Source organism: Microcoleus anatoxicus (assembly GCF_042465725.1).
GTDB lineage: Bacteria > Cyanobacteriota > Cyanobacteriia > Cyanobacteriales > Microcoleaceae > Microcoleus > Microcoleus anatoxicus.
Genome location: NZ_CP120853.1, coordinates 1671345 through 1694098, shown reverse-complemented (window position 1 = coordinate 1694098; position 22754 = coordinate 1671345). Strand labels below are relative to the sequence as shown.

Genomic DNA, 22754 nt, shown 5'->3' with positions numbered 1-22754 from the left:
TTTAATTAACTCACGTTCTCAAAAACAATTTAAACCTCGTAAACACCATCACTATTACCGCCACAATTGCCGTATACCCAAATCCCCTCAAAAAACCCATAAATGGATCGGTTGCCGTCATCTCAATAATCACAGGTTCCCAGTTATTTAAAACTAGAATTGGCCACACAATATTCGCAAATCCCACATAACCAATCATCGGATTCACCCCATTGTCAATAAATAGCTGCAACCAGCGTTTATGGTGAAACACATCGATAATTATTGTCAAGCCAATCAACATAAAAATTGCCATTCCAGTCGTTACAAAAAAGTAACTCATTGTCGCTGAATCTTTCTTGATGCCGCCTTGATAAGGCTCAAATAGTAAACCCAAAACCACCCAATAAAAACCCCATTGGTAAAGGCGATTTAATAAATTTTCCGTAACATTTCCTGGTTTTTGGAAAAAAAATAAACCAGACAAACACAGCACAAAAGCTACTAAAGTCGTCTGCCACACCAATCTAGCTTGTAATCCCACAAGCAACACTAAATTAATCGTAAACATCAAAACCACGATCCAGAAATATCGCCGATTTTTCCAGTGAGAATAGCTATCATCTTCTGGCGAATTATATTCTATCCACCGACACAGCAAATCCCCGACAATAGTACCGGGAATTACAACAAACAAATACTTCAAATAATCAAACTGAAAAATCCAAGGTGCAGGAGAATACAGCCAAATTGACTTAATCCAACCATCAGTTTGGGCAGATATTCGTAGCGCTAACAGCAATCCTAATAATCCCACTCGCAACCAGGTATTTGAACGAGTAAACAGCCAAATTACCGATCCAAAAACTGCCATATTTGCCAGCACAACTAAGATAATATCGCTACGGTTGAAATCAAACCCAATTCCGTTGGGATATTTGATCCGAGATACAAATAAAAATCCAGCACTCCAAGCAGCAATGGTTATGACTTTTTGCAACCAGGAAAACTTCTTAGTTGGCCAGCGAAGAAACATGAAAAACAGGATTAAAAATCCACAGAGACCTAACCACCATTTTTGCGTGCCTGGTTCGTTGGGGTCGATGACAGTGGGTCGAATATGTTGCAGGAATATCGCAAATGAACCTAGGAGAAATCCTCTTTGTAAAAGAGAACTAATCACTTTATTTATACTCTCTCCTTTAGCAATGCGACGAGATAAAGCAAGTGGTATAGCAGCCCCCATTGCAAACAGAAAAAAGGGGAAAACTAAATCTACCCAAGTTAGTCCAGCTAGTTGAGGATTGAAGGTATGGATGGGTGGCGGTTCTTGGGCGTGATACATCCATGCCGGTAATGTTTTGCGGGCGATTGTCCCTGATAAAACCATTGCTAAAACTGCGATGCCTCGCAGTGCATCTAGGGCATCCGCGCGTTTCGCAACCGCAGCTATAGGAAATACTTTTTCGTTTTTTACTATGTCTTTTGGCTCTGATTTTGTGTATTCCAATGCACTATCCTCTGGTATTTTTAATAACTATATAGTTCAGCAAATTCACTTGCCAATTGTTCGGTGTAGCCAATTTCCTGAAGCCATTTTCATAAGTTTTTTTGTCGAGTGTTTGTTGTTGATAGTCAAGCGGGAAATTCGATAGGGGTTGTGGGGGAAAAAGCGGAGTTTTAATTTTAAACTGTCGTATAAATATCCTGATGTGTAGTATTTGGCAACAGTTTTCTCAATTTTTTTGTTGATAGCACCAAAGGGGTAGGCGATGTGAGATGCGACTGTTTGATTTGGGTCTAAGTCTTGGGTGCATTTTCTCAATCGGATTTGGTCTTGTGACAGTTCTCTGTTTAAAGCTTGAAGGGAAATTTTGGTTAAATTTTCGTGATTGAGTCCGTGAGATTGAATATCATAAAATCCTTTTTTAAATCCATCTCTCAAGTCTTGACAATTGACTTTTTTGATTAGTGAATGATGAGTTCCGAAAAAGCCGGAGTTAATAAATACTACTACTTTAATTGTTTTACCGTATTTGTTTTCTAGTTTTTCTAAGATAGGTAGTAAGTGTGTATAAATGCTTTTGTTTCCATCGTCAAATGAAATGATGACTTTTTTGCGATCGCGATATTCAGCAGGCACTATTTTTGGGGTAGTTGCTAAAAAATAATCATACAGTTCTTGGGTAGACAAAAACCAATAGTTATTGACTACTAAAGATTCTAAAAAAGGTTCTATTTTTTGCTGGCTGTAGTCGCCGGGAAAGTCCCGACGCTGGGGAGGTATTTCTTGAGGATTTTGCAAATCAACAATATCGTGAAAACCGAAAATTGGAATTTCTACTGTAATTAATTCTAAGATTACTTGATAACTAATTAAGGTGATGAGAAATGCTATAAAAAATTGAATAATGCGTTTTTTACGGATGGTAATCGGTTGAAAATACTCAGGCAATTTATCAACTAAAAAATTTACCATTGACAATAACGACTTCATGAGGTATTGGTTTAGGTGGTTTGGTAGAGCTGGGTCTGCATTTAGATTGTATAGGATTGCTGCGGTTTTTTCCAAAGATGAGCTAGGTCAATTCCAATAGTATAGTAAAATCTATGCCGATCGCGCCTAGGCCACAACCATAGCCGAAAATTGACAGAGTGCGGGAGTTGTCTTGTCAAAAAGTCATGACCAAGAAAATGGGATACAAGCCCCGTCCTTCGCTTGACGGCTTTTTGCTAGAATACAGATAGTCGCCGAGCGGGCATTGGGAGACTTTAAACGGACAGGTCGGGACTGTAAGACTACCTTGGTAGCAGGACTCGTTGAAGTGTCAAGAATCCCCGCTCGTTTACGACGGGGAGTATGTCAAGTGAGATATATTTGCAACTATTGGGCGATCGTCAGCATATATAGCCTTTCTCAGTTAGGTGGGTACTAGGTAATGGGTAATGGGTAATGGGTAATGGGTAATGGGTAATGGGTAATGGGTAATGGGTAATGGGTAATGGGGCTCCAGCGTTGTCGAAGTATGGGACATGGGGCATGGGAACCCCCCTGACCCCCCACCCCCCTAGGGGGGATGGGGGATGGGGGAAGGGTATAGGGCATTACCAATTACCTATTACCAATTACCTATTACCAATTACCAATTACCAATTACCAATTACCTATTACCAATTACCAATTCTCGATCGGACCTCTTCTTTCACTCCAAAGGCTATATATTTTTTACTTGTGATTTTGCTACTAAGGTGATACCATATTTCTGCGAAAGCTTGACTCCATAATAATGATGAAAATCACGGTAATTCTGCCTGTATACAACGAAGAAAATTGCATAGCACAAACCTTTGACAGAATTTACGAGTTTTCTCAAATAAATCACCCATACAATTTTATCATTGTCAATGATGGATCGACAGATGATACCCTAAAAATTATCGAAAATAAACTCAAACTATTCCCCACAAATCATATCCAAATAATTTCTTACAACCCTCGTCAAGGAAAAGGCTATGCAGTAAAAAAAGGTAGCGAATCTCTAAAATCTGACTGCATGTGCTTTATGGATGGTGACTTAGCTTACTCCCTAGAGCATCTAGAACCTTTAATAGAAAAACTAGAAAAATTTGATGTAGTAATTGGTTGCAGAAACCTCGACAAAGACAACTTCCGCAATCTCACCTTACTGAGAAAAATATCGGGTCAAATATTTAACTATATTTCCCGCAAAATCCTCAATCTGCCCTATAGAGATATGCAGGCTGGACTAAAAGGATTTAAAAAAAATGCCGCCCAAGAACTCTTCAAGCAACAAACAATAGCGGGATTTTCTTTTGATGCCGAACTCCTTTTCTTAGCACACAAAAAAGGATATACAATCGGTGAAATACCCGCTAGAATTTCCGAACAACATTTATCCAAAGCTTCCAAAGTAAATATAATTAAAGATTCTCTCAAAATGTTCTTATGCTTGTTAAAAATTCGCTATAATGATCGCGTTGGTAACTATGAGTAAATATATTTTATTGAGCTTTGACATAGAAGAATTTGACATTCCCGAAGAATACGGTCAATCCTTAACAGAAGATGTCAAATTTGCAGTTTCTAAAACCGGGTTATGCAATGTTATTTCACTTTTGGAAAGATTAGATATCGCGGTCACATTTTTTGTAACTGCTAACTTCGCACTCCACAATCAAGAAATAATTAAACAACTTTCACAACAACATGAAATTGCCTCCCACGGCTTTTACCATTCCCAATTTTCCGTAGATGATTTACAAAAATCTAAGCAAACCTTAGAATCCATAACTAATACTAAAGTCATCGGCTTCAGGATGGCAAGACTTCAGCCTGTTGACGACGCAGAAATAGAACAAGCAGGCTATGAATACAACTCATCCATGAATCCCACCTACCTCCCCGGTAGATACAACAATCTCTTAAAACCTAGAACTGCATATTATAGGAATAAATTACTCAACTTGCCCATTTCAGTTACTCCCGCGATCCGATTTCCCCTATTTTGGTTGAGTTTTAAGAACTTGCCGCTTTCAGTGATAAAATTAGCAGCCAAGCTCACGTTAGAAACAGACTCCTATCTAAACATCTACTTTCATCCCTGGGAATTCACTGATATTTCCCAGTTTAAACTCCCTAGTTATGTCAAAAAAGATTCCGGTAGTAAAATGATTGACAAATTAGAAAAATATCTGAGTTGGCTGAAAAATCAAGGTAAATTTATTTCTATTGCCGAGTTTAAAAACAATTTTAATAAATTTAATAATTAGTGACTTGATAAAAAAACATGAAATTTAAACCTCTTTACTACTGGCGGCATCAAACAGGATTGCATCAAGCAATAATCATTGCAGTAATTTTTTTCATCTCTGTCTTAGCTTTTAGTATCATTCGCTATGATAGCTTTTTAGCTACCTACGATCACGGTTTATTTAATCAAGTATTTTGGAATAGCGTACATGGCAAACTCTTCCAAAGTTCCCTCTCCTCCGCGGCCTCCGGTGCATCTCTGCTCGATCGGGAACTATCCTATCCATCTTACATCCATTTAGGGCAACATTTTGTGATCGATTTTTTGCTGTGGATGCCGCTTTATGCCCTGTTTCCATCTCCCGTGACTCTGATAGTTTTGCAAGTAGCTTTAATTGCGGCTGCTGGCATAGTTTTGTATTTTTTAGCGAGACATTATTTATCTATTCCTCTGTCAATAATGGTCGTAGCTAGCTATTATGGAGCCAATGCGGTAATTGGCCCAACGCTGGGAAATTTTTACGAACACTGCCAAATTCCTTTGTTTTTATTTAGTTTATTATTAGCGTTAGAAAAGCAAAAGTGGTTGGTGTTTTGGATTTTTGCAGCCTTAGCATTAGGAACTCGTGAAGACACCGGCATTACTCTGTTTGGGATTGGAGCCTATTTATTTTTCAGCCGTCGCTATCCACGGACGGGTATAGCTTTGTGTGTCCTCAGTTTTAGCTATGTTTCGTCGATCACTAATGTGGTGATGCCTCTGTTTTCCAATGACAACTCCCGACTTTATTTAGCTCTGTATTTTAAGAAGTTTGTCAACATAGAAAATCCTTCGACGCTACAGTTACTGTGTGCAATAGTCAGCCAACCTCAAATTATAATTCAAGTATTTTTTGCCGATTTAGAAAGTTTAGAAAGGCGGATTAGATTTTTGTTAGGTTTGTGGCTGCCACTGGCTTTTATACCTATTTTTTCCTGGCCAGCTTGGGTGATGTCTAGCTTTCCTTTGCTAGTGCTGCTGTTGCAAGTAGAAAATAAAGCAGCGACTTCTATGAATACTCGTTATACTTTGAGTTTAGTTCCTATTTTGATTTATGCTGCAATATTGTGGTGGTCGGAGCATCCCGAAAAATTTAAACCAAGGTTACACCGCTTTTGGATGGGATGTATCGGATTGTCCCTATTGTTTACTTTGACTTCTAATCCTAATCGAGCTTTGTATTTCCTTTCTCCCTATGGTTTCAATCCTGTGGTTTATCAATCATTGACTGAGCAATTAGCCCATGGTGCTGATTTGAAAACTGTGATGGAGTTAATTCCTCCAGATGCTAGCGTTTCCACGAGTGGTTACATAGTTTCTCACCTATCTGGGCGTCGGAACATCATTCGTTTAGAGGTGATGAAGTTGCGGGATGAAGCCGGAAACGCGGTGGATGTGGATTATGCTCTATTAGATTTGTGGCAGTTGCAGCAGAATAATTTAAAGGTGCCGGTCGATCGAGGTAGAGTTAGGGCGGGAGTGCGTTTTACAGACGAGGCTCTGCGGAACGGAAGCTATGGTATTGCTAAGGTATTAGATGGGGTGGTTTTGGTGCAGAAAGGGATAACTTCAGCACCGGAGGTTTTGTCGGCTTGGGTGAAATTGCGACAAGAAATTGAACCGTTTTTGAACAATAAGATGCAAAATAAGCAGAAAACTGTTGAGTAGTTAGTGTCGATCGCCTGGGAGCGAGTAAATTTGCTATAGAGGGTCGATCGACCCTCTACGGTAATTCTGCTTTCAGCATCAGACACTCAAACTAGGCTGAGGAATATTTGCCAGAAAGCTAGAAGATAAGGTCCAAAAGGTTTGCTATACTCCAAAATATAGAAGCATATTAACCCTTTGAAAAATTTAAGGTCGGAGCTATGACATCCTATGCAACCTCCACAGCAAGAGCCGAGATGAGTGAGATCCGGCGCTTGAAAAATATACTCCCCCCTGAACTACAAAGTTGGGTAACAGTAGAAAAAACCATAGAAATTAATCCCGCCTTGATCCGTAGCGAAGAAATAGGCAAAGATCAGGTAGAAATACAAATAGACCTGATCCGCTGGGAACAGCTAGCAATGGATCAGCGAAACCTCCTATTTTGGCACGAAGTCGCCAGAATCCAAAACGACACCATCCCCAGAGATGGCTGGGAAATGGCCGCCCTCGCTATTGGTTTAGGTGGCGCAGTTGGCGAACTTTGGGTACAAGATGGCTTGCTGCTGGTACTAGCCCTCTCCCTGTGTGGCGTCTCCGGCTGGAGGCTGTACCAGAAAAATAACGGAGAGAAAAGCTTAAAAGAAGCCATAGACGCGGACGAAAAAGCCCTGGCCCTGGCCACTCGCTTCGGCTATACTCTCCCCAACGCATACAAAAGCCTCGGTAGTGCCTTAAAAACCCTGATCGAGCAAACTTCCAAAAAGCAGCAGCGCGCTAAATACGAAGCCCGTCTCCAAGCCCTAAAACGCAACGCAGCTAAAGCTAAAGCCAAGGTTAAACCGATGGGTCGCGAAACTTCCCAGTCAGAAAACGTTTACAATTCGTGACCTCTTTCAGACACCAACGCACTTGACGGCTATGGTGTGGGCTTGCCAGAATCACATCTTGGCTGGCCTGGTTAGTGGTGAAAATGTAAAGTTTGTGTAAATCTAGGCTGTTGTTAACAATAATAATTGGTAAAAATAGATGGCCTAGGACACAATAGGCTAAAGACATCAGCTTGAAATTTGAAACTAGGACTTCATGGTCACCCAAACCCCAGAGGCAGATTTTCGGGTAACTTACTTGGACGAAATTCCTTCCGTTCACATACCTGTGCGTTTAAGCGTACTTGAAGCCGTAAACTTTAAGACAACCTGCCAGCAACTTTTCTCTGAAAACACCGTTCCCAGCAAAATTGTTCTAGACTTCAGTGACACGACATTCATCGACAGTAGCGGGATTGGTGCCTTAGTCAGCAATCTAAAATTTGCCAAACAGCGGGAGTGCGACTTAGTATTGCGGAGTCTCAAGCCGCAGGTGATGGCAGTATTTGCTCTCACCAGCCTAGACCAAGTGCTGACTATCGAGCCGTCGCCAGTTAGCACAGCCCCCGCTGAAAACAACCGTGCAGACAGTCAGTTACCAGTTACGCACCCCTCTGTGCGATCGTTGGTAAAACGGCTGATCGACATCGTTGGGGCCATAGTAGGTTTGATAATTACAGGAATATTGTTTATACCCATAGTCGCAGCCATCACAATTAACGATCCAGGCCCGATCTTTTTTGCTCAAACCCGCTGTGGCTGGATGGGAAAAAGATTTCAGATTTGGAAGTTTCGCTCGATGTGTACCAACGCCGAAGCCCTTAAATCTCAAATCAAAAACCAAGCGTCCGGCGCTTTTTTCAAAAATGACAATGACCCCCGCATTACCAAAGTCGGGCGGATATTGCGAAAAACCAGCCTTGATGAACTGCCACAATTTTGGAATGTACTAAAAGGCGAAATGAGTCTAGTGGGTACCCGACCCCCTACTCCAGATGAAGTTGACCGCTATGAAGTACCTCAGTGGCAGCGTTTTGATGTCAAACCAGGAATGACTGGAGAATGGCAAGTTAACGGTCGCTCTCAGGTGCGTAATTTTGAAGATGTGATCCGCTTGGATTTAAAGTACCAAGAAAACTGGAGCCTGATGTATGACCTGAAACTAATTGTGAAAACCATAACTGTTCTGTTCAACAAAAATAGTGGCGCTGTATAGGATGCCTGAACAACCCTCTGCTGACCTTTTTGGTACAGCGGGGGTTTGTAAAATTCAGGTGCTCTATCATAAGTGATGAAAGAAATCAATAAAATTTTAACTAATCACGTCAATAAACAACGGAAGTAAACATTTACCATCTAAAGATAACTTTGGATAGGTTTTGCTAAGTTTTCTAAAGCAGTTGAAAAATCAAAACTCCCAACTCAAAACTGAAAATTATTTAAACGCCCTACCCAGGCGGGTTAAAGTATCAAAAGTCTCTCATTTCCAGTAGGAGTAAATGGTGCGAAAGGAATGCTCACCTTGAGGCAAAACGGGCTTCTTCAACTCAAGCTTGACTTAACTAATATGTTGCCAAGACCTTGCCCCCCTTATTCTCCCGCCACCGCTACGCTGAACACTCGCGTCCCAGCCAAGCTGAGTACAGTTACTTGTACTGAGTTGGTACCGATCGTAGCTGAAGTTGTGCTGGGGGGCGACCAGGGGGAAAAAAAATGAAAGATCAGCAACCAAAGGCCGAGTTGCATCTTCAAGTGGAAACGGACATGGAGGCTCTGAAACAAGTTTTGGAGTGGTTGGAAAATATTGTCCTGCCCCTGCTACCAGAGGATTTGGGGTGGCAGTGCAGCCTGATTGTGAATGAAGGGTTTACAAATGCTGTTCGCCATGCTCACAAAAACTTGCACTCCACGACACCGATCGACCTCGAAGTCGCAGTGTTTTCCGATTACTTAGAAATCAGGATTTGGGATAGGGGTCAACCCTTTGACCTAGAAGCAAAGCTCGACGCTATTATCCAAGACAAGCGCGATCCCTTGGAAAAAGAAGGAGAAAGGGGACTGCTATTTATGCACAAGCTGACAGAGCAGCTTCGTTATATCCGTACAGACGATCGCCGCAACTGTCTGGTGATGCGAAAAAACATTACCTGATGATGACTCAAAACCACAAAGGGCGACTGCTTTTGAGCCTAGAAAATTCCAGGCACCGCCCTCTGCTGTGTTAGGCCCAACTAGACCTAATCCAGGCGAATTAAGCGGGTATTAGCTCAAGCTGGTGGCGGCTGGACAATTTGCTTCAAACTAAATATTATGCGTATTCTGATTTATTCCTATAACTACTATCCAGAGCCGATCGGCATTGCTCCCCTGATGACAGAACTAGCCCAGGGCCTAGTTAAGCGTGGTCATCAAGTCAGAGTAGTTACAGGAATGCCCAACTATCCCCAGCGCCAGATTTATGAACAATATCGGGGCAAATTCTACCTTACCGAAGAACATAACGGTGTGACAATACAGCGCAGCTACCTGCGGGTTAACGGCCCTCACCCCAGTTTGCTAGACCGATTGCTGTTGGATGGTAGTTTTGTGTTTTCTAGTGCTGTTCAAGCGTTTAGGGGCGATCGACCAGACGTGATTTTCTCAACCATGCCCCCATTGCCGATTTGCGTTCCAGTGGCTCTCTACGGTTGGATTCGCGGTTGCCCGATCGTCCTCAACGTTCAGGATATTGTCTCAGAAGCAGCCGTGCGCGTCGGTTTGGTTAAAAAGAACGGAATCCTAATTCGGATTGCTGATGCCTTAGAAAAATTTGCCTACAGCACAGCTAGCCAAGTCAGTGTCATCGACAGCGGTTTTGTCCAAAAATTGCACTCTCAGGGAGTACCCCCGGAAAAAATAGTTTGCCTTCCCAATTGGGTTGATGTCAATTTTATCCGTCCCTTACCTAAAGAAAATAATTCCTTTCGCAAAACTCACAATCTCCAGGGCAAATTTGTCATTCTCTACGCAGGCAATATTGCTCTGACTCAAGGTTTGCAAACAGTTGTTCAAGCAGCGGCTCGTTTGAAACACATACCAGAAATCGCTTTTGTAATTGTGGGAGAATCCACAGCACTGGCACGTTTACAAAGAGATTGCGAAACTTACAAAGCGACTAATGTGATGTTACTGCCCTTTGAACCGCGAGAAAAATTACCAGAAATGCTAGCTGCGGCTGATGTTAGTTTGGTGGTACAAAAGCGCCGGGTGACTAACTTTAATATGCCTTCAAAAATTCAAGTGCTTCTGGCTAGTGGCAGGGCTATTTTGGCTTCGGTTCCTGAGACTGGGACTGCTCACAAAGCAGTGCAGCAAAGTGGCGGCGGGGTGGTGGTGACACCGGAAGATCCGCAAGCTCTAGCTGATGGGGTTGAAGATTTGTATTTGAATCCGGCTAAGTTGGAAGCACTGGGTTTGCAAGGTAGAAGTTATGCTGTTGAGAATTATGGATTTGAGGAAGCTTTGAATCGTTATGAGGCTTTGTTTACGCTGGTTACGGCTAGGGGTGGTGAGAAAGTATTGGAGCCTTTGCCAAAGTAAAATAAATAAATAAATAAAGAAAGAAAGAAAGAAATAAATAAAGAGGGCGGGTTTATTTAGATTGTTGGTCATAGTTATATATTCTTTGTGAACCCGCCCCTACAGGTTTTTGGCAATTGATTATATCGTATACAAAAACCTGTTTCAACGCAAGTCGATACAATTAATTACCAAGGAAAATCGGCTTCTATTAATGACAGTTGAGATGAAAAAGGAGGAAATTATACAATGGATCAATTAGAATACTATCGGAATACAATTAAAAAAATATTGACTGAATATTATCAAATGGCAGTCCAGGGGGCGATCGCACTAGATGAATTAGATCCAGACGATCGTCTGGCCTTTGATGAAGAACGAGATCAATATCTCTGGTTTCGTTCTGGCTGGAATGACAAAAAACGGCTGCGCTACATGACGATGTATCTTCGGATTAAAGATGGTAAAATTTGGGTGGAAGAAGATATGACGAATTTGTGTGTAGTAGACGATTTACTAGCAGCCGGAATTTCTAAGGGCGATATTGTTTTGGGGTTTCATCATCCTAGCAAAAGACCTTTGACGGAATTTGCTACTGTTTGATGAGAGACAAATTTAAACAGTCTAAATGTTTGAAACTCGCGATCTTTCTGCAATGGTGGCTATACCGCCTCAAACACCAATGGGCTAGCATCACTTTGATAATCAAGGCCGGCCATAATATGCTCTGGTTGGATACCTGCGACAATTAATGCAGGGGTTAACCCTTCCTCGAAGTTATCTTCTTCAATGATGACATGGCGATCGACCAACCGAGCATGAAACAGAATCGTGTCGATCCAGCGTTGCTTGTCCCAGCCTATAGCGAGAATCAGGAAATGACCTGAATCCGTATCGCAGACAGGATAAAGCTGAATCGCTTGTAAGCGAGGTTGCGATCGTGTTGCCTCTTGTAGCGTTTGTTTTAGGATATCTGCATAACTTAGTGAACGATCCATTCAACAATAGCCTCCTGCTCTGGTTGATAAACTAATAAGTTAATTCTATTCCGCTGAACGGCTAGCTGAAAAATTGGTTTTTGGAAGTGTCGAATATAGATGGCTTGACTGATGGCTAGGAACAACTGCCGTTTAGGTTCTTGCTTCTCCAAAAGTTCTTGTTCCTCCAAAGCCCATTGGTAAAGCTGAAGCTGTCCCATCGTTTTTTCCAGTTCATTAATTACTGAAGGAGAGTCGAAGTCTTTAATTTCCACAGCAATTTTTCGTCCTTGTTTTTCTGCGACAAAAAATTTTTCTGCTCCTAAATCAGGTTTCAAGAGCGTTTGTTCTAACACTAAGATTAACGGGTCATCCGTAATCGTCCATCCATCTTTTTCGAGAGTGTGCCGAAGGGATAAATGTAAATTATCGCGTCTAGACATTAGTTGTGAAAGCTTGATATATCGTTAGATTTTAGCACAATAAGTATCGATTCAATAGTCCTGGACACACATCGAGGTCAGAAACCGGGTTTCGATCTAGACTTCTAGTTGAGAAAGCAACGATTTTTGAGAGAAACCCAGTTTCTTTTGCCTTAGTCCTGTTGAATATATTCAAGGATGCAGCCAGCCACATACTCAGCCAGCTTGACAGGAACAGCATTACCAATCATTTGTTCTAAATCAGACTTATTTCCCTTAAACTTAAACGTCTTAGGAAATGTTTGAATATAACTCCGCTCAATTGTGGTCAAAGGGCGCAACCTCTCATCAATATCGCACAAATCTCCTTCATGCTTTTTGTATGTCTTGGGAATTGGACGATTAACACCTCGAACTGTCGGGCTAGGTTCGTGGATGCTGAAAACTCCCCTTCTCTTATAGCTTCTCGGATGCCGATAAAAATACTCAATGCCTAAATCATCACCTAAATATTCAAAAACATTCATAGGAGTTTTAGACTGATGTTTTGTTAGATAAGAATTCAGGATACCATCTTCTCCATCCAATTGACCAATCAAAAAATATCGTTTCCTAGCTTGTGGAACTCCACAATAGCTGGCATTTAAAACAGCAGAACTTAAACCATAGCCACTTTTTCTAAATGTTTCTAAAATTTCTTCTAAAATTTGGCTGTTTTGAATTCTGGCAACGTTCTCCATGACAAACCATCTAGGCTTAATGCGAGTAATAATCTTCGCAAAGGCTAAGGATAAATCTGCTCTCCCCAGATTCTCATCTCTTTTACCTGCGCTGGAAAAATCTTGGCAGGGAGGGCCGCCAATAATGATATCTGGACTGAAATCACTGATAAATGAACAGACATCTGCTTGTGATAGGTCTTTTTCAAATATCGGATGTTGGAAGTTTTCTTTATAAACTTGAATGGCTGGATGCCAGTAGTCAAAAGCTGCTACTACATTGAATCCAGCATTCTGAAATCCGAGTGATAAGCCTCCACAGCCTGCAAATAAATCTACTGTTCTCATTTTTGCCAAGTTACTCTTAGAGCCCATGATATGTTAGTCGAATAGTTAATACACCTCACCATGACTACCAATATCTACAAACACAGCCTTGTCATCTTCTGTAAAGTAGAACAATACCCTTTCATCGTAATCTACACTAAAACTCCAGAATTCCTTAAGCTTGCCGGATAGTTTATGTGTTTTCAATATCGGATTATAAGGATATATAGTAAACAGTTCCAATTTTTGCCAAAACTTTTCCTCTAAATCTGTGTTGCCTTGGATGCGCTTTTTGAAGGCGCGTTTGAAAGCCGAACTAAAACTAACTTCCACGATTATTCCTCTATCAGTTGTCTGAGCTCGTTAATATTAGAGGAAAACTTCAGTTCATCTTTTTGGTGTTCTACTTGCGCTAACTTGAAGTTGTTATATATCTGATCGCGGCGTTCTTCACGGATATATTGGTTCAACAACTGTTGAATTTCCTGCTTTTCATCCGTGGAAAGACCTTTGACTACTTCAACTACATCATTAAAAGTCATTGTTTGCAAGACCTCGTTTTAATTGTCTATGTTCATATTATAGTCCTGGAGGAAGAACCCAGGTTTCTTTGGTATTTCCGATTTGCTCGAAGTAAATTCGCATGCGTAATTCCTATATTAACTATTTTGCTCCAAAAATGCCGATCGCAACTCCGAACAATAACACCCCACCACCCACCAATACCATCGGCCCCGGCACTTCCCCAAACACCAAATAACCCAAACAACTAGCGCCCACAGGTTCAAACAAAATAGCCAGACTTACCAAAGTTGGCGATACCCGCATCACAGCCCAATTCAAAATCGTGTGGCCGACTAATTGAGGCAAGGCTGCTGTTAATAAAATGTAAAAATATACAATGTGCGGATAGCCAGTATAACTGGTTTTGAATACTAGGGGCAGAGGCAAAAGGACGATCGCAGCTACAGTATAGGCGATCGCCACATAGCCACCAATTCCCAGTCCCCGCCGTTGAGCTTCCCGGCCACAAAGCAAATACAGGCTGACAGCCCAGGAACCTGCTAGCGCCAGGAAATTACCCAACATGACGCTGCTACCATCACCGCTACCACCTGCACTACCTAGGGCGATCGCGATCGTCCCTCCCAGAGCCACTGCAATGCCCGCTACGGACAATTTGCTGAGTTTTTCGCCAAACCAGAACCGAGACAACAACGCTACCCAGACGGGATTTGTGGTGACTAGGGCGGTGGAAGCTGCGATCGAAGTATAAGAAAGTGAGGTAATCCACAGGGCGAAGTGCAGGGCGAGACACAAACCAGCAGCGGCCGCATAACGCCGAGCTCCCGGTTGCAGCGTATTCCACTGAATTTTTGACCAAGCCGGAAGCAGAATTAAGGCTGATAAACTGAGGCGCGAGGCCGCGAGTACCAAGCTGAAACCGAGGCCACCACTGTTGGCTGAACTGTTGGCTAGTCTAATCAGAATTGAGGATGTTGAGACGGCTAAAATGCCGATTATTAAGATTGGTGCGATCGACCAATTCGGTATTTGTTTGGGGAGATTCATATCAATTCCGGTTGAAGCGGAATGATGGTTGACTGTTGACTGTTAACAGTTAACAGTTAATACCAATTTAATGGGTCGTTGCATATATCTCGATCCCCCTAAATCCCCCACCCCCCCCTACCCCCCCCAAGGGGGGAAAAAAGGGGAGAAGGGGGACTTTGATCGGAATCTTGTCCCCCCCCCTTATTAAGGGGGGCTAGGGGGGATCAGATTCTATGCAGCTTCATAAAAAACTGGTATAACTGGTTTTTCCATGGGATATCGCAACTTAAATCAATGTCCTTGAGTGCGCCGAATTTCAGTAATTTGGTCAGCAACATCCAAAATTCCTTGCGGCATGGATGGACCGGTAAAAATCAGATCCAAATGATGCGGCTTACTATCAATTAATGCGAGGACTTCTGCTTCGGGAATTAAACCCAAATTAATTGCTAAACTTAATTCGTCGAGAATGACTAGGGCATAACGGCCTTCGCGGACAACTTCTTGAACGTATTGCCATAATTGGGCGATCGCACCTAATTCTAGCTCATCTAAATCAGCAGTATCAATGCAGCGTGGCAAATCGCACCGCACCCAATCTAAATTCTGTCCCAGTCGCATCGGATGCTGGTGTCCCTGATTAATTCCCCCTTTGAGGAATTGCACCGCTAGTACCGCAGTTCCCTGTCCTGCAATTCGTAGCGCCTGAGCCATCACAGTTGTAAAAAAGCAGCGGTGCGGGCCTGTAAAGACTTGCACCAGCCCTTCAACAGTGTAGGGCAAGCTGTGGGTTAAATTGAGGTTAGGAGTTTTTAACTGGGCAACCATAGGGCAATAATCTAATCAACAACTAAGTCTTGAGGGCTGCTTCGACCTTGAGATGGAAGAAGCCGGCTTGACAATATATAGTGTACTTGGCCGATCGCAAATCGGATCAAACACTAAATGTACCAGTTATCAAAAGTTAGCTGTAGTGGCGATCGCAGCCATTTTGCGCCAGATATCTCCAGAACAGGTAAACTTTGAATGTCGCGGCGGTAGGAGCAGGGGACAGTGAGATTAGTAATTTTGGGAGGGCCAGGAGCAGGCAAGGGAACTCAGGCACAACAACTGTGCAGCAATTTGAGCATTCCTTTACTGGCTGTGGGGGACATTCTGCGGGAGGCGATCGCAGAAGACACAGATTTGGGCAAGTTGGCCGTGTCTTATGTCGAAAGAGGGGAATTAGTTCCCGACGCGACGATGATTCAATTCTTTCGCCAGAGACTGCTGCTGTGGGATGTCTTTAATGGCTGGGTGTTGGAGGGGTATCCGCGCACGGCTTTTCAAGCTGAGGAGTTAGATTTTTTGCTCTCGGATTTGGCACAAGAGCTAGATTGGGCGATTTGGTTGAAGGTTCCGAATGAGGTATTATTAAGTCGATCGATCGAGCGAGATCGATCGGATGATAGTCCAGAAATTTTGCAGCGTCGGCTCGATTTATTCGAGGAGCAAACCCTCCCGATTTTAGATTATTACGAACATCGGAACAAGCTGTTAATTATCAACGGCGATCGATCTCCCGAACAAGTGCAGCAGGATATTCTTAAAGTTGTTAATAGTTAATAGTCAGTTGGCAGTTGGCAGTTGGCAGTTGGCAGTAGATTGTTACCAATAACGAATAACAAATAACAAATAACAAATAACTTATGTCCAGAAAACGTGCCGATGGCAGACAGCCAAATCAACTTCGTCCGATTAGTTTCGATCGCGAATTTACGAAATTTGCCAGCGGTTCGGTGCTAGCAAAAAGCGGGGATACTCAGGTACTGTGCAGCGTTACCATTAAGCCGGGAGTGCCGAGGTTTCTGGAGAATACCGGAAAAGGTTGGCTGACTGCGGAGTACCGGATGTTGCCGGGGGCTACGCCGCAGCGACAAGAGCGGGAATTTATGAAGTTATCGGGGCGCACTCAAGAAATTCAGCGGTTGATCGGGCGGAGTTTGCGATCGTGCTTGGATATGGAACTGTTGGGAGAGCGGACAATTCTGGTGGATGCTGATGTTTTGCAAGCGGATGCGGGGACTCGCACGACTTCTATTAATGGCGCGTTTGTGGCTGTGGCTGATGCTTTGAATAAGTTGGTGCAAAAAGGTGATTTAGTGCGATCGCCCTTGATTCGCCAAGTGGCGGCGGTGTCTGTGGGACTTTTGGAGGGCGAACTGTTTTTAGATTTGAATTATCTGGAAGATGTGGCGGCGGAAATTGATTGTAATGTGGTGATGAATGGAGATTTGAATATTATTGAAGTTCAGGGAACTGCGGAGGAGGGAAGTTTCAGTCGGAGTCAGTTAAATCAAATTTTGGATTTGGCAGAAACCGGGATTCAGGAATTGTTGGAGGCTCAGCGGCAGGCTTTAGTTGAGTAGGTAAATCTAATTAAATCTAAAATCTAGTTGACTGTAGCATAGATTATAGATAAACTGGAAAATAACTACCATTGATGATTCAGTAAATTTTAGATTATGACGCAATTTATCAAAGCTGATTTAAAATCTCTAAATCCTGAACAAATAAAACGAACATTTAAAAATATCAATCTGGTCAATGTCGATATTTTTTTACCTGATACGCAAAAAATGATAGATCAGATTTACAGTTTTCTGAAAAATCATACTCAGTCAGTAAAAAGCCTTAAAAAGATTGATGATGGAGACATTATAGATTGTTGGCAGGACTACATGACCTCTCTTTTAAATAAGACAAAGGTGAAAGACGATAGTTTAAATAGGCAAAAAAAGCTGATTCTATCAGAAATTTATAAGATTCATGCAGTCACTGAAGTCAGCGATCAATTAGCAGCCATCGCACGTAATATTTTACTGTTTGTGTTCCAATCATTAGGAGAGAAAGAAAAACAGCAATTAATTAAAAAGATTCAGGAAGAAACTTCTGTTAAATATCATTTTAAGCTAACGGATGATATCTTAAATAAAGCCTTGATAGAAGCCATTTTAAATGGTTTTACTCCGGCTGCTTTAGGCGCTTCACTGCCGATAATAACTGGTCTACTATTTAATTATTTATCACACGGTTTCCTATTCACTGTTGTATTACCCGCAGTTTTAGGTGTTTTAGGTATAAACTTGGCTGGATTTACAGGGATTTTAGCAGCTATATCAGGGCCTATTGGATGGGGAATTGCTGGAGGTGTTGGTTTGGTAGCGACATCATTAGCAAGTTATAATTTTGTCAAACAGAGAGATGAAATATTATTGATGATGACAATACTTGCTATTTATACTTGTATATATCAAAATCGATCATCCATGTTAACAGGAAAATAATAATATGTATGAGCAGCTTTTAAAACAATTTCCTCAATTTCAAGATTTAAGAGAGGTATCGATTAATTTGATAAGTGGCATCGCTAGCAATCCTAGCAATCAGCAAATTATCGCCCATTTAGAGCCAATATTACCTTTCATTGATATTGCACCCTATGCCGAAATTTTATTATCTTCTACAGGAACTGTAATTGTCAACTCTATTGATATCAAAAAGATTTTAAATATTGTCAACCAAATTCATAATTTATCTTGGATTAATATTGCAGGATCTGGGGTGAATTTAGGAGTAAATTTATTAGGTTATTACCTGCTCAATTCCAAGCTTAAAAAACTTGACAATCAGTTGTATATTGTTCACAATAAAATAGAAAATTTAATCAAGAATGAACAGCGAAAACTTTTATCTATAAGTCAACTTTTAATCAAAAATTCATTGACCTTAACGCTACTTTTAGAAGACCATGGGCTTAATGAAACTGCTGCTTTAAGTATAGAACTCTTATTAGATAAACAGGAAAATAATTTACGAGAATTAGTTTGTCTTCATAAGAATCGATCTCAAATTAGTTTATCGTTAGATCAGATTCATATTATCTACTCAGCCTATTTAAATTTATTAAAAGCTTATCTTACAGCTATTTACTTAAAACAGCAAAATTTAAGGAGACAGGAAGCTAGAATTAAAGAGGCTGAAGAACTCAGTAATATTTTATCATCTCAATCGATTCTCTATTTTATTTATGAAGAATGTTTATTTAATTCTCTAAAAATCTTAACTGAGGCAGAGATCGAACAGATTATTAAGTTGTATAAATTGTACTGCCACAGTTATATTGACAATCTCAAAAATCATTATAATTTTTTAATTAAAATCAATATAAAAGAGTATCAAATTTTCCAGCAAAGAACCAATAATGCTTATCAACCTATAATTTGGATTAAACATTAAGTTGAGTGCCAAAAATCAAGGACAAAAAATCTAAATGTAGTGTTGATGATACTGATACTTAAGATCAATTTTAATTTCATTCCCCAGACTGAATTTGACTCCTCACCCACTGCCTAAACCCTCGAATCATCGACGTTTCCCCCACATCTTTTTGCCTTTCCACAAATCCCATAATCTCAGAGGGTGACAAAAAAGGAAAGTGAGGAGAAACCTCCCGCTCTACATATTCCTGACCTTCTAACTGATAGAATATTAAACGCGAACCGTCATAACGCCAAAGTTCTGGTACGCCCAAACTTGCATACAATTCCATGCGGTTAATCGAACTGCTAGTGATGTCAATTTCAATTACTAAATCCGGTGGCGGATCTTGATTCAAGTTGATTTGATTGAGGCTGCGGACATTTTCTTCGTTGTCAATGTAGTAGCACTGATCCGGTTCTAATCCGCGTTCTAAATCCTCGCGCCTGCAAGTCAGAGAACCCAAGCTGCGAATTTCTACATTTAATTCTTCTGTTACTGTTTCTACAAAACGTCCTAAGATTTGTTTGTTACCCTCATGGGGTGCTGATGGAGTCATAATTTCTAATGTTCCTCGATCGTAAGTCAAACGAATCCCCCGCTGTTCTGCTAGCTCATTTACCAGAGATTCGTAAGTTTGCCAACTAATATTTTTCAGCAAAACTCCAGAAGTTTGACTTTGAATGAAGGTGGCTGTCATGGCTACCTGCTTGCTTTTTAGCTTATTTATTACATCTTAGCAAAACTTGGTTTAATCTGAGATGTTGCAGCAATATCAATAAGGGCTTTTTTTGTGGGTGGGGGCGGGTTTATTTAACCTGTTTGCAGCCTTTAAGACTGTTGGTGAACCGCCAGCCTGTTCTTGAGTATCTTTTTAGGAGGTACATTAGACGATAGCGTCTAGCCCTTTTTGACCTCGAACTCCCAGGCTAAGCCCACCCTCACCGCACTTGGTTAGCCAAAATTAGCTGAATGTGTAAGCCGATTGCATGGCCCACCAGATTAGAAAGCCGATGCCGCCAGCAATGACGATCGCTGAAAGGGCGATCGCGATGGGGCTATCAGCTCCCTTGAACTTCATGATTCCGCGATTTAAGTCTGACATAGCAGTGTTCTCCCAAATTCCAGCTTGATTTTAGCCTTGCTATTGACTACTGGCTCCCAAAACCGCGCAATTACTGATTTAGTTAATATTCTGGCTGCTGAAATTTCAGGCGGCTAGGGGGTCTGCCGCCTCCATACTGGCTTTCTCAAAAAAAACTTATGAAAAAGACTTGACAAACTCAGGGAGTTAAGGCACTATGTTTAATACCGCAGGAAATGCGGGTGTAGCTCAGTGGTAGAGCGTCACCTTGCCAAGGTGAATGTCGCGCGTTCGAATCGCGTCACCCGCTTTTAAAGTTTAAATAAAAAATCCCGATGTTACCAAAAATTTTGGTGAAAAGCTCGTTCGTTGTAAAAGGGCTTTTTTTAGATAGCCACAATCACTAAAGCGATCGACCAAAAATTTGGCACAACTCAGGGAAGTTTGGGAAAAAGAGAAATATTTGTTCAAAATATCTAAGTAAGTGGTAAAATTCAGTTGGGAACTTGTAACTGAAAATTGCCGATCGAACTAGGCCCAACAACAAAGAGTTGAAATCCTCGATCGACCAAAATTCAAAAGTTTGATGGAATTAATATCTTAACGATTGTTTTTGCACAAACTCTCTTGTTATCCGATCGCTCGTGTCATCTCAAAAAGCTCCAAAAATTGACTTAAATGGTGATTATCCCTGCCCTTGTCGGCGCCGGGGTCGTCTAGTGCCAATAATACTGACAGAGGCTTTTGGTTGCAACCGCTGTCAGCAAATATTTGTATTGGATGAAAGTGGCTACGTCATCGAGCAATTATCAACAAACTATCCTTACAAACAAACTTGGCGGTGGACAGGTCAACAATGGAACAGAGCTCATCGGGGTTTCAGAGAACATTACTTGCCCTTAGCCCTGGGCATGATTTTGGTACTTCTAATGATTTGGTTGCCACTGGCATTGTATTCCCCAGGGAGGAATATAATTCTGTGGGCAGTGGTTGCTGTGCTACTAGCAATGGTGCCGGCGCTGATGGTTTGGCTGGCTTACAGGCGTTAGCTAAATGATAATTGACGATTCTAAACCTTTACCCGATTCGGCAAATGTGGCCCGTTGTGCTTACCAAGCTTCTTTGGAGTTGGCGGGGACAAAAAGTACAGATCGCGCCGCTGCATTGCAGGCGATGGCACAGGCGCTGAAACTCCGCCAAAATGAAATTTTAGAAGCCAATACTCTGGATCTAGAAGCGAGTCGGGATATGGCAATTCCCGAATTGATTGTGGAGTGGCTGAAGTTGACACCCGAAAGAATTAAGACAACCGTCCAAATTCTTCAGCGACTCGGAGAAATGCCCGATCCCATCGGCCGAGTGATCAATGCTTCTTATCAGGTCGATCGATGTCAAGTATATTGTCAATCCCTGCCACTAGGGGCGATCGCCCTAATTTACGAGGCGTTTCCAGAGTTGGGGGCGATCGCGGCCGGTTTGTGTCTCAAAAGTGCTAACAGCTTGATTCTCAAAGGCGGTAGCGAAACCGGGCACACTAATGCAGTCATCGGGGAAGCTTTGCAGTCGGCAATAGATGAAGTCGGTTTGCCATCAGGATGTTTGCAGGTATTGCCGCCCAATGGAGGTGTCTCGATCCGCGACTTAGTGACTCAAGACCAATATCTAAACTTAATTATTCCCTACGGCAGACCGAGTTTGGTGCAACAAGTGGTAAGGCAGTGTACAGCACCTGTGTTGCGATCGGCAATGGGCAATTGTTACCTTTATTGGTCGCCTACGGGTAGTTTGGAGATGGCAAGGTGGATGATTTTGGACAGCCATCAAAGTGTCCCAGATCCGGTAAATGCGATCGAGAAAGTATTGATCGATCGCCACCAAAAGCCTTCTTCCCTAGTCAGACTGTGGAACAGTTTAAAAGAAAAAGGCTTTCAGATTAGGGGAGACGCCGAACTCCTTGGAGATTTCCCCGACTTAAAGTTAGCCGAAACATCGGAGTGGAATCAACCCTATTTGAACAAAACCATAGCGTTTAAAGTTGTCGATAGTTTAGAAAGTGCGATCGGGTGGATCAACCGATACAGCAGCGGCCACGCCGACTGTATCGCCACCGAATCTTACCTAGAAAGTCGCCAATTTGCGCTGGATGTAAATAGTGCATCTACTTTTATTAATGCCTCGCCCCGGTTTTGGCGCTATCAAAATCGCGGAGATGCGATATTTTTGGGAATGTCAAATCAGAAAGGCTATCGTCGCGGATTAATCGGTTTGGATACGCTGACTACAATCAAAGAAATAGTTCAGGGTAACGGACAATTTTAATGTATTAGTTATTGGTTATTAGTTATTGGTTATTGGTTCAAGTTCGGATAACTGGTATCTTGAATTATTTTTAATAAACTGTTTAGCAACACGCTTTCAGACCCATTCCACAAAAACATTTATTGTTTGTGGAAGAGACCGGAAAGCCTGTTGCTGAAAATGCTGTAATATTTCAGATATAATTAAATT

26 protein-coding genes and 1 tRNA gene are annotated in these 22754 nt (G+C 41.8%); 16 read left to right on the top strand and 11 right to left on the bottom strand.

Going from position 1 to position 22754, the window contains the following annotated elements:
• Positions 1 to 10: 10 nt before the first annotated feature.
• Both P2A85_RS07380 and P2A85_RS07375 read right to left on the bottom strand, forming a co-directional pair.
• A complete protein-coding gene (locus P2A85_RS07380) occupies positions 11 to 1489 on the bottom strand; it encodes a DUF5009 domain-containing protein (protein ID WP_377478378.1) in 1479 nt (492 codons plus the stop codon).
• Between the two features lie 45 nt (positions 1490 to 1534).
• Positions 1535 to 2458: a polysaccharide deacetylase family protein gene (locus P2A85_RS07375; protein WP_377478376.1), complete on the bottom strand. Its 924-nt coding sequence runs from the start codon at positions 2456 to 2458 to the stop codon at positions 1535 to 1537.
• An 811-nt stretch (positions 2459 to 3269) separates the two neighbouring features.
• Between P2A85_RS07375 and P2A85_RS07370 the strand changes: the two genes are divergently transcribed.
• The 9 genes from P2A85_RS07370 (at position 3270) to P2A85_RS07330 (ending at position 11467) form a co-directional block, all read left to right on the top strand.
• Complete coding sequence (locus tag P2A85_RS07370; protein WP_377478374.1) at positions 3270 to 3995, top strand: glycosyltransferase; 726 nt, start codon at positions 3270 to 3272, stop codon at positions 3993 to 3995.
• Positions 3988 to 4770: a polysaccharide deacetylase family protein gene (locus tag P2A85_RS07365; RefSeq protein WP_377478373.1), complete on the top strand. Its 783-nt coding sequence runs from the start codon at positions 3988 to 3990 to the stop codon at positions 4768 to 4770. Before P2A85_RS07370 ends, P2A85_RS07365 begins: the two co-directional genes overlap by 8 nt.
• Before the next feature lie 17 nt (positions 4771 to 4787).
• On the top strand, positions 4788 to 6458 hold the full coding sequence (locus tag P2A85_RS07360; RefSeq protein ID WP_377478372.1) for a DUF2079 domain-containing protein: 1671 nt from the start codon (positions 4788 to 4790) through the stop codon (positions 6456 to 6458).
• A gap of 200 nt (positions 6459 to 6658) precedes the next feature.
• Positions 6659 to 7327, top strand: a complete 669-nt coding sequence (locus P2A85_RS07355; protein ID WP_377478370.1) for a DUF3318 domain-containing protein — start codon at positions 6659 to 6661, stop codon at positions 7325 to 7327.
• 196 nt (positions 7328 to 7523) lie between these two features.
• Positions 7524 to 8522 carry a sugar transferase gene (locus P2A85_RS07350; protein WP_377478369.1) on the top strand — a complete coding sequence of 333 codons (999 nt, stop codon included), beginning with the start codon at positions 7524 to 7526 and terminating at the stop codon, positions 8520 to 8522.
• 497 nt (positions 8523 to 9019) lie between these two features.
• A complete protein-coding gene (locus P2A85_RS07345) occupies positions 9020 to 9457 on the top strand; it encodes an ATP-binding protein (protein ID WP_341733972.1) in 438 nt (145 codons plus the stop codon).
• A 159-nt stretch (positions 9458 to 9616) separates the two neighbouring features.
• The gene (locus P2A85_RS07340) at positions 9617 to 10885 is read left to right on the top strand and encodes a WcaI family glycosyltransferase (RefSeq protein WP_377478368.1); all 1269 of its coding nucleotides are present in this window, start codon (positions 9617 to 9619) and stop codon (positions 10883 to 10885) included.
• A 109-nt stretch (positions 10886 to 10994) separates the two neighbouring features.
• Positions 10995 to 11126: an element excision factor XisH family protein gene (locus P2A85_RS07335; protein ID WP_340519325.1), complete on the top strand. Its 132-nt coding sequence runs from the start codon at positions 10995 to 10997 to the stop codon at positions 11124 to 11126.
• Entirely contained in the window at positions 11114 to 11467 is a 354-nt protein-coding gene (locus tag P2A85_RS07330) for a XisI protein (RefSeq protein WP_377478367.1), read from the top strand. The genes P2A85_RS07335 and P2A85_RS07330 overlap by 13 nt, the downstream gene beginning before the upstream one ends.
• A gap of 59 nt (positions 11468 to 11526) precedes the next feature.
• On the opposite strand, the gene P2A85_RS07325 is transcribed toward P2A85_RS07330, so the two are convergent.
• The 7 genes from P2A85_RS07325 to P2A85_RS07295 all read right to left on the bottom strand — a co-directional run bounded on the left by P2A85_RS07325 (position 11527) and on the right by P2A85_RS07295 (position 15691).
• Positions 11527 to 11862, bottom strand: a complete 336-nt coding sequence (locus tag P2A85_RS07325; RefSeq protein ID WP_377478365.1) for an element excision factor XisI family protein — start codon at positions 11860 to 11862, stop codon at positions 11527 to 11529.
• Positions 11847 to 12284 (bottom strand): element excision factor XisH family protein, encoded by a 438-nt coding sequence (locus P2A85_RS07320; protein ID WP_377478364.1) that lies wholly within the window; start codon positions 12282 to 12284, stop codon positions 11847 to 11849. Before P2A85_RS07320 ends, P2A85_RS07325 begins: the two co-directional genes overlap by 16 nt.
• A 152-nt stretch (positions 12285 to 12436) precedes the next feature.
• Positions 12437 to 13330, bottom strand: a complete 894-nt coding sequence (locus tag P2A85_RS07315) for a DNA cytosine methyltransferase (protein ID WP_377478362.1) — start codon at positions 13328 to 13330, stop codon at positions 12437 to 12439.
• Between the two features lie 45 nt (positions 13331 to 13375).
• Positions 13376 to 13642 carry a type II toxin-antitoxin system YafQ family toxin gene (locus tag P2A85_RS07310; protein WP_371115568.1) on the bottom strand — a complete coding sequence of 89 codons (267 nt, stop codon included), beginning with the start codon at positions 13640 to 13642 and terminating at the stop codon, positions 13376 to 13378.
• Positions 13643 to 13644: 2 nt separating this feature from the next.
• The gene (locus P2A85_RS07305; RefSeq protein ID WP_340519329.1) at positions 13645 to 13851 is read right to left on the bottom strand and encodes a hypothetical protein; all 207 of its coding nucleotides are present in this window, start codon (positions 13849 to 13851) and stop codon (positions 13645 to 13647) included.
• Positions 13852 to 13972: 121 nt separating this feature from the next.
• On the bottom strand, positions 13973 to 14881 hold the full coding sequence (locus P2A85_RS07300) for a DMT family transporter (protein WP_377478361.1): 909 nt from the start codon (positions 14879 to 14881) through the stop codon (positions 13973 to 13975).
• Positions 14882 to 15154: 273 nt separating this feature from the next.
• The gene (locus tag P2A85_RS07295) at positions 15155 to 15691 is read right to left on the bottom strand and encodes a P-loop NTPase family protein (RefSeq protein WP_377478360.1); all 537 of its coding nucleotides are present in this window, start codon (positions 15689 to 15691) and stop codon (positions 15155 to 15157) included.
• A gap of 225 nt (positions 15692 to 15916) precedes the next feature.
• Here P2A85_RS07295 and P2A85_RS07290 point away from each other — a divergent pair, with 225 nt between their 5' ends.
• The 4 genes from P2A85_RS07290 (at position 15917) to P2A85_RS07275 (ending at position 19141) form a co-directional block, all read left to right on the top strand.
• Positions 15917 to 16468: an adenylate kinase family protein gene (locus P2A85_RS07290; protein WP_377478358.1), complete on the top strand. Its 552-nt coding sequence runs from the start codon at positions 15917 to 15919 to the stop codon at positions 16466 to 16468.
• A gap of 83 nt (positions 16469 to 16551) precedes the next feature.
• A complete protein-coding gene (gene rph, locus P2A85_RS07285; RefSeq protein ID WP_377478356.1) occupies positions 16552 to 17271 on the top strand; it encodes a ribonuclease PH in 720 nt (239 codons plus the stop codon).
• Between the two features lie 96 nt (positions 17272 to 17367).
• Positions 17368 to 18189, top strand: coding sequence for a hypothetical protein (locus tag P2A85_RS07280; protein ID WP_377478355.1), 822 nt, complete (start codon positions 17368 to 17370; stop codon positions 18187 to 18189).
• Positions 18190 to 18193: 4 nt separating this feature from the next.
• Positions 18194 to 19141, top strand: a complete 948-nt coding sequence (locus P2A85_RS07275; protein ID WP_377478353.1) for a hypothetical protein — start codon at positions 18194 to 18196, stop codon at positions 19139 to 19141.
• Positions 19142 to 19217: 76 nt separating this feature from the next.
• Here the strand turns inward: P2A85_RS07275 and P2A85_RS07270 are convergent, their stop codons facing one another.
• Entirely contained in the window at positions 19218 to 19862 is a 645-nt protein-coding gene (locus P2A85_RS07270; RefSeq protein ID WP_377478351.1) for a Uma2 family endonuclease, read from the bottom strand.
• A 264-nt stretch (positions 19863 to 20126) separates the two neighbouring features.
• A complete protein-coding gene (locus P2A85_RS07265) occupies positions 20127 to 20267 on the bottom strand; it encodes a hypothetical protein (protein WP_340519337.1) in 141 nt (46 codons plus the stop codon).
• A gap of 217 nt (positions 20268 to 20484) precedes the next feature.
• Between P2A85_RS07265 and P2A85_RS07260 the strand changes: the two genes are divergently transcribed.
• The 3 genes from P2A85_RS07260 to P2A85_RS07250 all read left to right on the top strand — a co-directional run bounded on the left by P2A85_RS07260 (position 20485) and on the right by P2A85_RS07250 (position 22565).
• Positions 20485 to 20556 (top strand) — tRNA-Gly (locus P2A85_RS07260).
• Positions 20557 to 20890: 334 nt separating this feature from the next.
• The gene (locus P2A85_RS07255) at positions 20891 to 21295 is read left to right on the top strand and encodes a hypothetical protein (RefSeq protein WP_341733959.1); all 405 of its coding nucleotides are present in this window, start codon (positions 20891 to 20893) and stop codon (positions 21293 to 21295) included.
• 4 nt (positions 21296 to 21299) lie between these two features.
• Positions 21300 to 22565 carry a glutamate-5-semialdehyde dehydrogenase gene (locus tag P2A85_RS07250; protein ID WP_377478349.1) on the top strand — a complete coding sequence of 422 codons (1266 nt, stop codon included), beginning with the start codon at positions 21300 to 21302 and terminating at the stop codon, positions 22563 to 22565.
• Positions 22566 to 22754: the final 189 nt, after the last annotated feature.

What these genes read in the sequence shown, in the direction of transcription:
- P2A85_RS07280 (WP_377478355.1), top strand. Translation starts at nt 17,368, where the DNA reads ATGACGCAATTTATCAAAGCTGATTTAAAATCTCTAAATCCTGAACAA.
- P2A85_RS07360 (WP_377478372.1), top strand. Translation starts at nt 4,788, where the DNA reads ATGAAATTTAAACCTCTTTACTACTGGCGGCATCAAACAGGATTGCAT.
- P2A85_RS07320 (WP_377478364.1), bottom strand. Translation starts at nt 12,284, where the DNA reads ATGTCTAGACGCGATAATTTACATTTATCCCTTCGGCACACTCTCGAA.
- P2A85_RS07345 (WP_341733972.1), top strand. Translation starts at nt 9,020, where the DNA reads ATGAAAGATCAGCAACCAAAGGCCGAGTTGCATCTTCAAGTGGAAACG.
- P2A85_RS07265 (WP_340519337.1), bottom strand. Translation starts at nt 20,267, where the DNA reads ATGTCAGACTTAAATCGCGGAATCATGAAGTTCAAGGGAGCTGATAGC.
- P2A85_RS07270 (WP_377478351.1), bottom strand. Translation starts at nt 19,862, where the DNA reads ATGACAGCCACCTTCATTCAAAGTCAAACTTCTGGAGTTTTGCTGAAA.
- P2A85_RS07250 (WP_377478349.1), top strand. Translation starts at nt 21,300, where the DNA reads ATGATAATTGACGATTCTAAACCTTTACCCGATTCGGCAAATGTGGCC.
- P2A85_RS07340 (WP_377478368.1), top strand. Translation starts at nt 9,617, where the DNA reads ATGCGTATTCTGATTTATTCCTATAACTACTATCCAGAGCCGATCGGC.
- P2A85_RS07375 (WP_377478376.1), bottom strand. Translation starts at nt 2,458, where the DNA reads ATGGTAAATTTTTTAGTTGATAAATTGCCTGAGTATTTTCAACCGATT.
- P2A85_RS07275 (WP_377478353.1), top strand. Translation starts at nt 18,194, where the DNA reads ATGTATGAGCAGCTTTTAAAACAATTTCCTCAATTTCAAGATTTAAGA.
- P2A85_RS07300 (WP_377478361.1), bottom strand. Translation starts at nt 14,881, where the DNA reads ATGAATCTCCCCAAACAAATACCGAATTGGTCGATCGCACCAATCTTA.
- P2A85_RS07355 (WP_377478370.1), top strand. Translation starts at nt 6,659, where the DNA reads ATGACATCCTATGCAACCTCCACAGCAAGAGCCGAGATGAGTGAGATC.
- P2A85_RS07305 (WP_340519329.1), bottom strand. Translation starts at nt 13,851, where the DNA reads ATGACTTTTAATGATGTAGTTGAAGTAGTCAAAGGTCTTTCCACGGAT.
- P2A85_RS07330 (WP_377478367.1), top strand. Translation starts at nt 11,114, where the DNA reads ATGGATCAATTAGAATACTATCGGAATACAATTAAAAAAATATTGACT.
- P2A85_RS07365 (WP_377478373.1), top strand. Translation starts at nt 3,988, where the DNA reads ATGAGTAAATATATTTTATTGAGCTTTGACATAGAAGAATTTGACATT.
- P2A85_RS07370 (WP_377478374.1), top strand. Translation starts at nt 3,270, where the DNA reads ATGAAAATCACGGTAATTCTGCCTGTATACAACGAAGAAAATTGCATA.
- P2A85_RS07350 (WP_377478369.1), top strand. Translation starts at nt 7,524, where the DNA reads ATGGTCACCCAAACCCCAGAGGCAGATTTTCGGGTAACTTACTTGGAC.
- P2A85_RS07315 (WP_377478362.1), bottom strand. Translation starts at nt 13,330, where the DNA reads ATGAGAACAGTAGATTTATTTGCAGGCTGTGGAGGCTTATCACTCGGA.
- P2A85_RS07295 (WP_377478360.1), bottom strand. Translation starts at nt 15,691, where the DNA reads ATGGTTGCCCAGTTAAAAACTCCTAACCTCAATTTAACCCACAGCTTG.
- rph (WP_377478356.1), top strand. Translation starts at nt 16,552, where the DNA reads ATGTCCAGAAAACGTGCCGATGGCAGACAGCCAAATCAACTTCGTCCG.
- P2A85_RS07325 (WP_377478365.1), bottom strand. Translation starts at nt 11,862, where the DNA reads ATGGATCGTTCACTAAGTTATGCAGATATCCTAAAACAAACGCTACAA.